This window comes from Sorangium sp. So ce448 (assembly GCF_051520915.1).
GTDB classification, from domain to species: Bacteria; Myxococcota_A; Polyangia; order Polyangiales; family Polyangiaceae; genus Sorangium; species Sorangium cellulosum_B.
The window spans coordinates 4,786,992-4,800,830 of sequence record NZ_CP150343.1 but is presented as its reverse complement, the minus strand read 5'-3'; the positions used below and the strand labels follow the sequence as shown (position 1 = coordinate 4,800,830).

Sequence of the window (13,839 nt, the reverse complement as noted above, 5' to 3'; positions counted from 1 at the left end):
ATCAGATACCCGTCCTACGCCGCGAGCACTTGCTTGATAGCGTCAACGACCCGCGCCCAGTCGGGGCGGTGATAGTGTTCGACGCTGTAATAAGGGTACGGAGCGTCGTACCCGCTCACGCGCACCACTGGCGCGCGCAGGTCATACAGGGCTTCTTCCGCCGCGAGCGCCGCGATCTCGCTGGCCAGGCTGCACGACCTCGGCGACTCCTGCACGATCACCACGCGGCCGCTGGCCCTCACCGCGTCCAGGATGCCCGCTCTGTCGAGCGGCGAGAGCGTACGCACGTCGCAAATGTGCGCCGAGACTCCCTCCTCGCGGATGACATCCGCCGCCTGCACGGCGACGTCGATCATCGCCCCCCACGCGATCAGCGTGACGTCGCTCCCCTCACGCACCGTGCGCACCGACCCGAGCGGGACGATGTGCTCCGTCTCCGGCACCTCGCCCCGCGCGTGGCGGTAGAGCTTCTTCGGCTCGAGAAACACCACTGGGTCCTGCGCGCGGAGCGCCGCGGTCAGGAGCCCTTTCGCGTCCGCCGGCGTCGAGGGCATGACAACGACCAGGCCGGGTGTGTGGCAATAATAGGCCTCCGGCGAGTCGGAGTGCAGCTCGGGGGCCTTCACGCCGCCGCCGCACGGCATGCGGATCACCATCGGCATCGCCGCGGCGCCCCGCGTCCGCCACCGGTACCTGCTCACGTGGGTGAAGATCTGGTTCAGCGCCGGATAGCTGAAAGCGTCGAACTGGAGCTCGCAGACCGGCCGCCAGCCCGAGAGACACAACCCAACGGCCATCCCCACGATCCCCGCTTCGGAGATGGGCGCGTCCACGACGCGATCGGCGCCGAAGGTCTGCTGCAAATCGGCGGTCACGCGGAACACACCGCCGCTGCGCCCGATGTCCTGGCCGAGCAGCATCGCGCGCGGATTTCTGTGTAGCTCTTCTCGAAGAGCAAGGTTAATCGCGTCAGCGAATGCGAGTAGGGTCATCTACCGATCCTCACGGTGATCCGTAGCGGGTGCGCACGGCGCGGAGTCGCTCCATGTCGCTCCGCATGGCTGGAGTTTGCTCTTCGAGGACGTGCTGAAAGATCAGCTCTGGGTCGGCGGTCGGGAGCGCCTCCGCCTTGACGATGCCCGCGGCCACCGAGGCCAGCGCCTCCGATCGGTACTGGGCCGCCTGCTCGTCGCTGAGCAGCCCGCGCGCCCGAAGGTATGTCTCCATCTGCCCGAGGCACTCCTCGCGCCGCGCCTTTTCAGCCTCCACATCGTCGCGGTACGCGCTTGGATCGTCCGGAAACGCGTGGGCTTGCGCCCGATAGATCACACATTCGATGAAGACGGGCCCCCCCCCGTCGCGAGCCCGCTCGGCCCCCTGCCGGGTGGCCTCGTAGACCGCGAGCACGTCGTTCCCGTCGACGCGCACGCTTGGAATGCCGTAGCCCACCGCCTTGTCCGCCAGGTACATCGCCCGAGTCTGGCGCGATACGGGGGTGCTGATCGCCCATTGATTGTTCGTGCACACGAGCAAGACAGGGGCCCGCGTCACCGCGGCGAAATTGGCTCCTTCGTGAAACTCGCCCTCCGACGTGGCGCCATCGCCGAAGAAGACCGCCGCGACCGTGTCGCGCCCTTGCAGCTTCTCGCCCCAAGCGAACCCCGCCGCGTGGGGGACGTGAGAGGCCACCGGAATGCAAATCGAGCCAACTCGCCACTCGTGGGGATTCCAGAACCCCTCGGGCTGACCGCGGCACCCCGCCAGGATCGCCTCGGGCGACATGCCCCGGAGCAGGCACAGCTTGTTCTCGCGGTAGGACGGGAAAGCCCAGTCGGTGTCGCGCAGGGCCGCCATGACGCCCACGTGGATCGCCTCATGGCCCCACGAGATCGCCCAGGTGCCGATGCGGCCGTGCCGGTGGTACACGAGCGCCCGCTCGTCGAGCACGCGGAGCGCGACCATCTGTCGATACATCATCAGCGCGTGCGAGTTGTCCGCCACGTCCGCGTGGGGGACATTCGACGCGTCGGGAGTGCCAAGGACGCGAAACAGCTCCGGCGAGTCACCGCGGCGGAGCGCCCATTCACATTTCATCTCTCATCCCCCATGCCCGAGGTCGCAAAAACGAGGTCTCCGTTGGCCCGATTCTTGACGTGTGCGCCCATCCCGTCGCGCTCTCGCGCCGCGCCGCTCCGGCCGGAAGCGGACGTCGCCAGCAGGTCCGCCTGAATGTGCTCAACCATCGGGCGCAGCGTCCGCTCCCCCATGATGCTGAAGTGGTTGCCCTCGATGACCCGGACGAGCAGGTTCGGAATGTAACGAGACCAGCCGTTGTCGGGCTTGGCGCCCAGCGCGTTGAAATCGGCGATCGTGTCTTCGTTGATGAACGCGTTCAGGTTGTCGATCACATCGTCGACCCCGTCGCTGGCCGCCCGCGGAATGCCCTCGTGCATCGTTACGTGGACCTGCCGCATCGTGTCCCTGGCGACCGAGGCCTCGAGCGGTTGATTGGCCTTGTACAGGATGGTCCGCCCCGGAAACTCGCACGGGTCGTACACGATGTTCGCGATTCGCTCGGTGGCGAGGTTCTTCTTGAGCAGGCTCCGGAACGAGCCGTCTTCCGAGTTGGGCAGCGAGTGCTTGATGACGTTGTCGAGCGCCACCAGCTTCTCGCGCTCGTTCATCACATAGGTGTCCAACAGGTAGAGCGTGCCTACCTGCTCGCCGCTCGCCCGGAGCTGCTGCGCCATCTCGAAGGCGATCATCCCGCCGCGCGACCACCCGCCGAGATAGTAGGGGCCGCGCGGCTGAACCTCTCTCAGATGGCGGAGGTACACTGCCGCGAGTTCGGTGACGGTGCGGATCAGCGGCTCGCCGCTGTACAGGTTGTACGACTCGATGGCGTAGAGCGGCTGGCTCTTGTCGAGATAGGTAGAGAGTTTGATGTACGCCTCGGCCCCCGCCCCGCCGGGGTGGACGAGAAAGAGTGGCACCTTGTGCCCCGCCGTGTTGAAGCTCAAGATCGGCACGTAGCGCGCCCCGGCGGGTACACTCGCGGGCTGCACCACCCCGGTTCGCTTGAGAACGAGCCGCTTCCGCTCGGGGGCGGAAGGAGACTCGGGAGCGTGGCTCGCCGGATCCGCGGTCCGGACGGGCGGCTCCGCCGCCGCTGGTGGCTCCGCCGCCGCTGCCGGCGCGGGGCTCGCGATCGACTCCGATCCCCTCGAGACCGTCGAGTCAGCGGTCGACGCGGCCGCGCCCTCGATGATCGAGGTGAGGCGGTCGAGCACGTCGCCCACGCGCGTGACGTCGTAGAGCGCCGCGGCCGTCAGGCGAAGTCCAAAGACCTCGTTGACTCGCATCACGAACTGCATCGTCATGACCGAGTCGACGCCTAGGCTGGTGAGCTCGGCGTCTCGATCGATCTTCGACTCGGGCAGCAGCAAGATGTCACTCAGAATGCGCACGCCCTTGGCGTAAACGTGCGACGCCGCGGGTTGCTCCGGACGCCCCGCGTCCTCGGCTCGATCGACCGAGCGCGGCGCTGACACCGGCGGCGCTGACACCGGCGGCGCTGACACCGGCGGCGCTGACACCGGCGGCGCTGACACCGGCGGCGCTGACACCGGCGGCGCCGACATCACGTGAGGCGCCGTCGTGTGCTCGGTGGGCGGCGCGGTGCGATGGTCGAACCAGCAATGCTCGGTGGCGAAGGGGTAGAGCGGCGCGTCAAGCAAGCGGGCACGAGGCGCAACGCGCGCCCAGTCGACCTCAGCACCTTCGATGTAAAGCGCCCCGATCGAGCGCAAGACCGCTCGAAGCTCTTCGCCGTCGCCGCACTCTACGAGCCGGCGGTATGCGGTCTCGAAGGCGGCCGCCGCGTGCCGCTCCGGCTTGACGCGGGCGTTCGACGACAGGACCGACGGGGGCGCTTCCCCCCGTAGCACGGCGTCGAGCGCCGCGCGGAGCTCGTCGACGCTCTGCACGACAAACGCGTGCCGCGACGCCCAATGGGCGCGAGTCCTGTTCAACGTGAACGCCAAGTCGGCCAGCGAGACGTCGCCGGCCACCGCCAACCAATCGCGGAGCTCGGTCACGCGCGTGCTCCGCGCACGCTCGTTCCGGGCCGAAATGCCGATCAACACGTGGGACCGCGGACTACCCTCCGCCGGGACGTACCGGGGCGGCGCCTCCTCGAGCACCACGTGGGCGTACGTCCCTCCGAACCCAAATGAGCTGACCCCGGCTCGGCGCGGCTCACCCGCCCGCGCGGGCCAGTGCCGCTTCTCGGCGGGGATGTAGATCGCACTCCCCTCGAGGCTGATGTACGGATTGAGCTTCCGAAAACCGTGCAACGCGGGAATCGTCTCGTTCTGCATGGCCAGCACGGTCCGGATGACGCCGGTGATGCCGGCCGCCCCTTCGGTGTGACCCACCTGCGCCTTGGCCGACCCGACCGCGCAGAAGCCCGGTTCGGTCGTGTGCGCAGCGAACGCGGCCTTGATCGCGTTGATCTCGATGGGATCCCCGAGCGGAGTACCCGTGCCGTGCGCCTCGATGTAGCCGATGCGCGTGGGGTCGACCCCCGCGTTCTGCCACGCCTCGCGCATGACTTCGGTCTCCATCTTGGCGTTGGGCGCGGTCGGCGACGGCGTGTAGCCTCCGTGGTTCACCGCGGAGCCGGTGATGACGGCGTGGATCCGATCACCGTCCGCGATCGCGGCGGAGAGCGGCTTGAGCAAACACACGCCGACCGCTTCCCCGGGGACGTAGCCGTCCGCGCGCTCGTCGAACGTGTGACAACGCCCCGTCGGAGACAACGCGCCGATGCTGCAGAAATAGCGATAGTGCCAGGAGCTGAGCAGCAGGTTGACGCCCGCCACAAACGCGAGATCACATTTGCCCCGGCGCAGCGCGTCGCTGGCCATGTCGAGGGCGACGAGCGACGACGAGCACGCGGTATCAATGGTGAGGCTCGGCCCGCGCAGATCGAGGAAAAATGAAGGTCGGTTCGCGAGCATGGTCGCGGCGTTGCCGGTCCCGTCGTGAGGATCAACGACCTTGCCGACCCGGCCCATCTCCTGCGCGTAGTCGTAAAAGCAGCAGCCGACGAACACACCCGCTCGAGAGCCGCGTATCTTGACGCCGTAACCGGCGTTCTCGGCGGCGTGATAGAGCGTTTGCAACAGCAGGCGCTGCTGCGGGTCCATGAGCTCCGCCTCTCTTCGCGATATGCCGAAAAATTCCGCGTCGAACTCGGCGACGTCGCTCACGAACGAGCCCCACTTCGCGTAGGTCTTGTCCGCCTGTCGCGTGCCCGCCTCGAACCAGGGCCGGTAGTCCCAATGGTCGAGCGGCACCTCCCGCACCACATCCCGATCGAGCGCGGTGTTCCGCCAGAACGCCTCGAGACCCGGCGCCTCCGCCCAGCGCCCCGCCATCCCGATGATGGCGATGCGCTCGTCGGCTTGCCGGGGCGCGCTGCTCTGGACCGGCTTCGCGGCCGGCGTCGGCCGCGGAGGGGACTCAACGGTCACGCCGCAGAACGCGCGAAATTTCTCGCCGTATTCCTGGGCGAAGAAGGCGGTGAGGTCGCTCAAGTTCGGATATTCGAAGAACACCGTCGGATAGAGCTGAACACCGACCTCCTTCTCGATGCTGGCTGCGAGACCGACGAGCTGATTCGAATCGATCCCGAGATCCATGAAGTTGGTCTTAGGATCGATGGGCCTTGACGAGCCGACCAACGCTTCCAATTTGCGAACGACGTAGCTCTCGACGAGATCGGTCGAGTCCGAAGTGCGAGCCTCGACGCCGTGGGCGACCAGGGGCGCCGGCGTGACGTCGCGCCTCGCCTGCTCCGCGGTCGCCGAGCTGTTCGTCGCTCGAATGCGTTTGCAGGTGAAGCCTCGGACGTCGACGAGCACGCTGCCGCTCGCGTCCACGAGCACGATGTCGATGATCGTGACCTCGTCGTTGGCCTTGACCAGCCGGGAGACGCTGAAGCAGCGGGCGGGAACCGCGGCATACTGCGTGAGCGAGCCGATAAAAATTGGAATGAAGGGCTTGGAGCGCGCGCCCTCCGGCAGGAGGACCGCCGCGGAGAGGATCGCCCCATCCAGCAGCGCGGGATGGACGCTCTCGTAGGTCGTCTCGAAGGCGAGCGCGTCCGAGAGCGCGAGCTCACCGATCGCTCGATCACCCCTCACGTGGACCTTGCGGACCGTGTGGAGCGAAGGGCCGTGCTCGATGCCGTCGCGCCGCCCGTAGAGATCGTGCCCCGGAACAACCGCCGATGCCGCGCGCAGCTCCGCCTCGAGCTCGATCGCCGGAGGCCGCCCGCCCGGGGCAGGCACGTACTCACCGTGAGCCGGGATGCGCGAGCCGCCTGCCCTGTCCGCGTGTGTGAAGAGCGCGCGGAACTTTGTTTCGCCCGCGTGCTCCTCGATCTCCACCGAGACGTGACATGGGACGCCGGCGCGCACCTTCATGGGTTCGACGAAGGTGACGCGTTGGAGCGCGCACGCACCGCCGGCGCGCCCGGTCCGCCTCCACGCGTCGAGCGCCAGGCTCACGTACGTGACACCGAGCAGGACCGGCTCGCTCTGCACGAGGTGATCGCGGACGTACGCGTCCCCGAGCGAGAACTGGCGCGAGAACGCGGCGTCCGTCGCCGAGGGGCGCTGCTCGCCGCGCAGCGTGGCGATTCGTCGCATCGCATCGTCGCGCGACAGCTCGCCTCGCTCGACACTCTCGAAGATTTTCCGTAAAGCCGTGTCCATTTGCCCGCTCCCTCGCGTCAAAGTGCCTGCGCGGTCATTCGCGTCGCTTGTTCCGAGCTCAGCTCGCCCCGCTCGAGGCGGCTGAGGATGTCCCACAGATGGCGTTCGTCGTGCCTCGGCGCCGGGGTTGTCCCGTCCGCCCAGAAGCGCCGACGCCGAAACCGTTGAGGGGGGCGCTCTTGCCGTCGCGCCGGCACCGATCGAGGCGCCTCCTCCACGATCATGTGGCAGTTGGTGCCGCCGAAACCGAACGACGAGATCCCCGCCCGGCGCACTCCCTTGAGCGGGCGCCACTCCTGCGTGCCCCGGACCGGGTAGAACGGCGATTGCTCGAACTGGAATCGCGCGTGGGGCGCGTCGCAGTGGAGCGTCGCGGGGATTGTCCCGTGCTGGAGCGACAAGATCACCTTGATCAAGCTCGCGATCCCGGCGGCCCGCATCAGGTGCCCCACGCTGGATTTCACCGAACCGATGCCGCAGTACCGCTTCGCCTCGGTCTGCTTGGAGTACGCCTTGGAAGCGGCCTTGACCTCGATGGGATCGCCGAGCAGCGTCCCCGTGCCGTGCGCCTCGAGGTACGAAATGGTGTCGGCCGACACCGAGGCGTTGGCGAGCGCCAGCTCGATCACCGCCTCCTGCGCCGCCTGATTCGGCACGGTCAAGCCCATCGTGCGGCCGTCGTTATTGACCGCCGATCCCAGGATGACGCCGAGGATCCGGTCACCGTCCTTCACGGCCTGGTCGTATCGTTTGAGCAGAACGAGCCCCGCGCCCTCGCCGAGGACGAAGCCGTTCGCCTTCTCGTCGAAGACGCGGCAAACGCCGGTATCCGACAGGACGCTGGCGCGGCTGAACGATACGAACTGGCGGTCGTCCAGGAGGAGCCCGATGCCACCCGCAACAGCCATGTCCACGGACCCGTCGACCAGCGCCTTGCAGGCGTCGTGCACGGCGATCAGCGCCGAGGCGCAGGCGGCGTCGATGGTCTGGGCCGCGCCTTTGAGGTTGTAGAAGTCGGCGACCCGGGCCGCGACCATGTTCGAAATGGTGCTCACGACGGCCTTGGCGAGCTGCTTGTCGCTCAGGTTGCCCTCGACCAGGTTGATGTAGCTGCTCTGCGACGCGCCGAGGAGCACGGCGATGTTTCGCCCCTCGATCTCGCCGCGTGCATACCCCGCCCGGTCAAACAACTCCTGGGTCAGCTCGAGCACGATGCGCTGCTGGGGATCCATCACCACCGCGTCCTCGTCGGCGACGCCGAAGAACTCGTTGTCGAAGAGATCCACGCCTTCGATGAAGCCGCCCCACTTCGAGTAGGATCTGCCGGCGCGCTTATCGGGGCTAAACGATCGACCGACGTCCCAGCGATCGGGCGGCACCTCGGTGACCAGGCACTTTTCGCCCCGCAAGTTCTCCCAGAACGACTCCGGGCTCGGAGAACCCGGGAAGCGGCAGGCCATCCCGATCACGGCGATCCGGCGATCGGGCGCCCGCTCAGCGGGCACCGGCGCGGCGGCAGGCGACCGCGAAGGCGCGATCGGCTCCATGGACGGGGCCGGAGCTTCCGTCCGCACGCCGTTCGCCTTGGCGCTCGGCTCCCCGACGAACCCCTCGGCGACCAGCGCCTTCGCGAGCTGATGGACGGTCGGATTCTCGAGGATCATGCTGGGCGGCACTGGCAAGTGGACGTGCTGCTCGATCGCCGACAGGATCTTCATCATGAGGATCGAATCGACTCCCAGCGTGTCGAACGGCGCGTCGGGGTCGACGTCGGCAGCGTCGAGCCCGAGGGTCGCCACGCAGATCTGAGTCAACATGGCGACAGCGGCCTGCTCTCGTTGACCGGGATCGCCGCCCGTCCGCTGCGGCGGGGGCTCGTGCATCGCCGCGACAGGCCCGCGCTCGATCGCGCCCGCAGCGACCGTTGATACCTCGACATCGTCACCTTCCAGGCCGAGGTAACGAGAGACGGCGGAGACGCGCCCGCGCGCCACGGCGACGCGCGGAACGCCCCGCGCGAGGATCGTCCGGAACGCGTCCATCCCCTCCGCCGTCTCGAGCGGCTCGAGACCGAACGCGTCTCGCAGCCGCTGCTCGATCTCGACGGTGACCTGCATTCCGCCGTCCCGCCAGAGCGGCCAGTCGATGGCCACGGTGATTCCCGAGCATTCGCCTCGCTCGCGCTGCCCTTCGCGCCACGCCGCAAAGTGGCCGAGAAAGGCGTTGGCGGTCGCGTAGTCCACCTGGCCCACGTTGCCCTTCAGCGCCGCCAGCGACGAGAACGCGGCGAAGAAATCGAGATGTTGGCGCGCGGTGGCTCGATGGAGGTGAACCGCGCCGAACACCTTCGGCAACATGACGCGTTCGAAGTCTGCGCGTGTCTTGTTGACGAGAAGCGAATCGTTGAGCACGCCGGCCGCGTGGATGATTCCTCGCAGCGCGCCGAGCTTGTCTTGAATCGCCGGGATCAGCGCGTCGACCTCGTCCGCGCATGCGACGTCGCAGGAGAAGTACTCGACGGCCGCCGCGCCCGCGCGGCGCAGCGGCTCGAGCTTGGCTTCGATCATCGGATCGCGGGCGTGCCGCCCGACGAGCGCGAGGCGGGCTCCGAACTCCGACGCGAGCCAATGCGCGACGTGACGACCGACGCCGCCCATGCCGCCCGTGACGAGGTAGACACCACCGGCGACCGGCGCCGCCGCGACCGCCGACGTGCCGGCAGCGTCGGCCTCCAGGCGTCGCACACCCATAAAGCGCGATTGCTGGGGATCGACCCACCGCACGTGGCGCGGCGCGCCCTTGCTGAACAGATCTCGCGCGAGCACGTCGACGAGCACCGACGGCGCACGGCACGCCTCTCCGAGCCCAACAACCCGGAGGTCGTAGTCCGGCTTTTCCCGGACGACGCTCTCCGCAAAACCAGCCATCATCGCGTCGGCGCCGGCCAGCGGGTCATCCGTAAGGTACGCATGCAGGAGGCGAAGCTTCCTCGTCCCTGCCCGAGCCAAGGCGGCGACGAGATCGAACGTCGCGAGCGGGCCCGTCGCAATTCTGTCCTCCAGCGATTCCCCGGCCCCGCCGCGTTGCGCGCCGTGGAGGGACCAAAGGTTGAGCACGTGACTCACCGCGATGCCGCCGGCCGCGAGAGCGCTCCACAGCCGAGCAAAGTCCTCCGGGCGGCTTGGGTCCACGCAGTATTCGGCCGGACCGAGCTGCGCGAACGGCGCGTCGGGGGTCACCGAGATGATCGGCATCCGATGCTGCCTCTCGGAACACCAGGATTGGAGGGCACTCGAGAGACCAGCCCGCCCCTCGAGCACCAGCACGCCACGCGCAGCGGCCAGGTCGATCGGCACCTCCACCGCGGGGCGGTCGCGCCAGTCGACCTCACACAGCACGACGCGCGAGCTCGTCGGCGCCTGGATAGATTGCGTCTTCTTCGCATACTTCCGAACGGTGAGATTCTCGATGCTGACCCGCACCTGCCCATCGAGCGCGATCAGCTTGAGATCGACCTGACGCGACAGGCTGGGACCGGGGTTTTTGGATGGTTTGACATCCACGAGGACGTACAGTTCGGAGTCGACGGGCCCGTACACCTCCACAGCATCCATGCTGAACGGAACCGACGAACCTTCGCCCTCGTCCTGCGCGAACCCGATGAGGCTTTGAAGCGCACCGTCGAGGAGACCGGCCATAACGAGCTCTCCGCCTCGCGAAGGACGCGCCTCGATCTTCGCCACGAGCTTGGTACCCGCGCGCTGGACCCATTGCAGCGTTCGGAAGCTCGGGCCGTAGTCGATCCCGAGCCGCGCGAACTTCGCGTAGATCTCCGCGCCCTTCAAGACCGTGACCGCCTGCTCGAGGAGGGGCGCGAGGGCCACCGGGGGCGGGATCCGGGCGAGGTCCCTCTCCTCCCAGGAGCCGCGGCAATGAACGACGGTTCGCCCCGCTTCGTCTGTCGAGCTGAAGACGAACCGTCCGGGCTCTTCAAGCGACAAACGAAGTCGCGGCGCCGAGCCGCGGACCCGGCAGGCGTCGAGCCAGACGCACCCGAAGAGCCGGACGGCCCGCTTGCCGCCGCGTTCGAGCGCGGCGCGGATCAGCTCCAGATACTGCACCGCTGGAACGATCGACTGCCCGGCGATTCGATGATCGGCCAACGTCGGCTGCTCCTCGGAGAGCTCGAAGGTCTCGACCCCATGGCTCGGTTCTTCAACCGCCGCCGCGAACGAACCGCGGCAGAGGCCAGCGCCGTTCTCATACGCACCGTTCTCGCGCGCACCATTGTGATGCGCACCGTTCTCCTGGACCCGGGGGCTCACTCGATGCGACGGAGCCAGAGCCGGAGACGTCTTGCTCGCCGAGTCATTGGACGACACCTCGATCCAGCACCGGCGCCTCTGGAACGGATAACCGGGCAAGCTCAAAGGGCGGGCGCTTTCTCCCTCGTGCAGAATCGCCCAATCGACGTCCAGCCCTCTCGCGTAGAGCGCCCCGAGGACCGTCAGCTTGCGCGCGTAGGTCGCATCGTCTAGGCCGTCTCGCCGCCGGACCTGCTCGATTACGATGGTGAGCACCTCCGTGAAAAGGAGCGCGTCGGAGGCGCTCGTCTCCTTGGCGGAAGCGGGCCCAAAGACGACGCGCGGCCCCGCCTCGCCCCGGCGAGCGGCCTCCAGCGATTGTTGGAGCTCGCTCACCGACGTAGCAATCAACGCGACACGATGGGCAAAATGCGCGCGGCGGCGGTTCAGCGTGTAGCTCAAAGCTTGAAGATCGATACGGCCATCAGCCTCGGTCAAGGCCTCGGAGAGAGCCGCCAACCTCTGCCGGAGTGCGTCGGGCGTCCGCGCCGAGACCGCGAACAGGTAAGCCGGTTTGGGCGTGCTCGGGGCGATCGGCAATGCAGGCGGCTCGTCCACGATCAAGTGAGCATTGGTGCCGCTGAACCCGAACGAGCTGATCGCAGAGCGCCGCGGCGCGCCCTGCGGCGCCTCCCATGCGGCTATCTCGGTCTGAACCGTGAACGGCGTCTCCTCGAAGGCGATGTGCCGATTCGAACGCTCGTAATGGATCGATGGCACGAGGGTGCGGTGCTTCATGCACAGCAGCACCTTGATCAGGCTCACGACGCCGGCGGCGCCCGACGTGTGGCCGATGTTGCCCTTCACCGAGCCGAGCGCACAGAAGCGCGACTTCTGCGTAAACGTGCGAAACGCCGCGCTGAGCGCCTCTACCTCGATCGGATCGCCGAGCTTGGTCCCCGTGCCGTGAGCCTCGACGTACTGGATGCTCTCCGGGTGAATCCCCGTCCTCTCATACAGCTCGACGAGCAGCGCCTTCTGCGAGATCGAGCTCGGCGCCGTGATCCCGTTGGTCCTGCCGTCTTGATTCGTCAGCGACCCCCGAACGATCCCCCAGATCCTGTCCCCGTCAGCGATCGCGTCGCTCAAACGTTTCAGGACGACAACGCCGACCCCCTCGCTGGGAGCGATACCATCGGCTCCGTCGTCGAACGGCGAGCACGCCCCCCGGGGCGAGAGCATCCCGAGCTTGCTCATTCCGATGTACGACGACTCGGTCAGATAGCAGGTCACGCCGCCGGCGATCATCATATCGGTGTGCCGGTTCTTGAGCGACTCACACGCCAGATGAATGGCCACGAGAGACGATGAGCATGCCGTGTTGATGGTGAGCGCCGGGCCCTTGAGGTTCAGGAAGTACGACGGACGTGAGGCGAGCATCGACTCGGCGATGCCCGTCGTGCCGTGCTCGCTGGGGCTGGAGCCCGACCGGATGATCACCTCTTGGTAATCATTGTTCATGATTCCGGCGTAGACGCCCACACGCCTGCCGCGCACGTCGTCCGGCGTGTAGCCGGCGTCCTCGAGCGCCGACCAGCACTCCTCGAGAAAGAGGCGGTGCTGGGGATCGATCCAGCTCGCCTCGGCAGGCGAGATATTGAAGAAGAGCGGGTCGAACTTGTCGACGTCGTCCAGGAATCCCCCCCACTTGCTGTATGTTTTGCCCGGCGCCTGGCGATCCGGATCGAACCAGAGCTGCGGATCCCAGCGCTCGTGGGGCACCTCTCGCACCGAGTCGCGACCTTGGTAGAGATTGACCCAGAACTCGCGCGCATCGCGCGCGCCGGGTACACGGCAAGAGAGCCCGACGACTGCGATCGGTTCGTCCGGATCCGCGGCGCGGGCCGCCGGTGCTTGCGCCGGCGCTTCACGCCGCACCTCCGGAGCCGCGCTCGGCGGCGCTTCACGCCGCGCCTCCGGAGCCGCGCTCGGCGGCGCTTCACGCCGCGCCTCCGGAGCCGCGCTCGGCGGCGCTTCACGCCGCACTTCCGACACCGCGCGATGCACGATCGGACGACTCCCGGACCCGCTACTTTCCTCTGGTGAGCGGTCGCCCGCGTGGGACGCCTCTGCGAGGATCTCCGCGACGTGCTCGGCGAGCTCGGCGATGCTTGGATAGCTGTAAAGAATACTCGCCGGCAGATCGGTTCCCCACGCCTGATTGCAGCGCTTGACGATCTCGACGCCCAGGATCGAGTCGACCCCTATCTCTGCGAAGGCCGCCGCGTCCTTCAGGTCATTCGGCGAGACGAGCAGCCCTGCCGCCACGACCTCACGAAGCTCTCTACGGATTTCGGCCTGCGCGCGCGTCGGAGGCGGCGCGGTCCGGCGGGCCGCGCTCTCCGCCGGGGGCGCGTCCACGATGGGCGATGGCGCAGGGCCGGCGATGCCCACTGGCTTCAGAGAAATGCGCGACCCCCGAGGCGCTTCGACTCCAGGGCCGTCGACGTGCTCCGCCAGCGCGCGGATCGAGGGCAGGTCGTAAAGAGCCGTGCTCTTCAGCTCCACGCCGAATGCGCGGTTGACCTTCTTCACGACTTCGACCGCGAGGATCGAGTCGATCCCGAGCTCGGAGAACGATGCATCGGCGTCCAACTGCTCGGGGCTCAGCAGCAGTTCGTCGGCCACAATCTGCTTCAGGCGGCTGCTCGTGCTCACTTTCGCGCGCTCCAATCGATGTAGGTCACGGAGTT

The 13,839-nt window shown here is 67.6% G+C and carries 4 protein-coding genes; all 4 read right to left on the bottom strand.

Annotated elements, in window-relative coordinates; translation table 11 throughout:
* Window positions 1–14: 14 nt before the first annotated feature.
* The 4 genes from WMF45_RS18175 to WMF45_RS18160 are packed head-to-tail and all read right to left on the bottom strand — an operon-like array spanning window position 15 to window position 13,804.
* Window positions 15–992 carry an alpha-ketoacid dehydrogenase subunit beta gene (locus WMF45_RS18175; protein WP_437718134.1) on the bottom strand — a complete coding sequence of 326 codons (978 nt, stop codon included), beginning with the start codon at window positions 990–992 and terminating at the stop codon, window positions 15–17.
* Between the two features lie 10 nt (window positions 993–1,002).
* The gene (locus WMF45_RS18170) at window positions 1,003–2,094 is read right to left on the bottom strand and encodes a thiamine pyrophosphate-dependent enzyme (protein WP_437718133.1); all 1,092 of its coding nucleotides are present in this window, start codon (window positions 2,092–2,094) and stop codon (window positions 1,003–1,005) included.
* The gene (locus tag WMF45_RS18165; protein WP_437718132.1) at window positions 2,091–6,782 is read right to left on the bottom strand and encodes a beta-ketoacyl synthase N-terminal-like domain-containing protein; all 4,692 of its coding nucleotides are present in this window, start codon (window positions 6,780–6,782) and stop codon (window positions 2,091–2,093) included. Before WMF45_RS18165 ends, WMF45_RS18170 begins: the two co-directional genes overlap by 4 nt.
* Window positions 6,783–6,799: 17 nt before the next feature.
* Window positions 6,800–13,804, bottom strand: coding sequence for an SDR family NAD(P)-dependent oxidoreductase (locus WMF45_RS18160; protein WP_437718131.1), 7,005 nt, complete (start codon window positions 13,802–13,804; stop codon window positions 6,800–6,802).
* Between the last annotated feature and the right edge of the window lie 35 nt (window positions 13,805–13,839).

Excerpts from the sequence above, each read along its gene's own strand:
- WMF45_RS18170 (WP_437718133.1), bottom strand. The coding sequence starts at position 2,094 with ATGAAATGTGAATGGGCGCTCCGCCGCGGTGACTCGCCGGAGCTGTTT.
- WMF45_RS18165 (WP_437718132.1), bottom strand. The coding sequence starts at position 6,782 with ATGGACACGGCTTTACGGAAAATCTTCGAGAGTGTCGAGCGAGGCGAG.
- WMF45_RS18175 (WP_437718134.1), bottom strand. The coding sequence starts at position 992 with ATGACCCTACTCGCATTCGCTGACGCGATTAACCTTGCTCTTCGAGAA.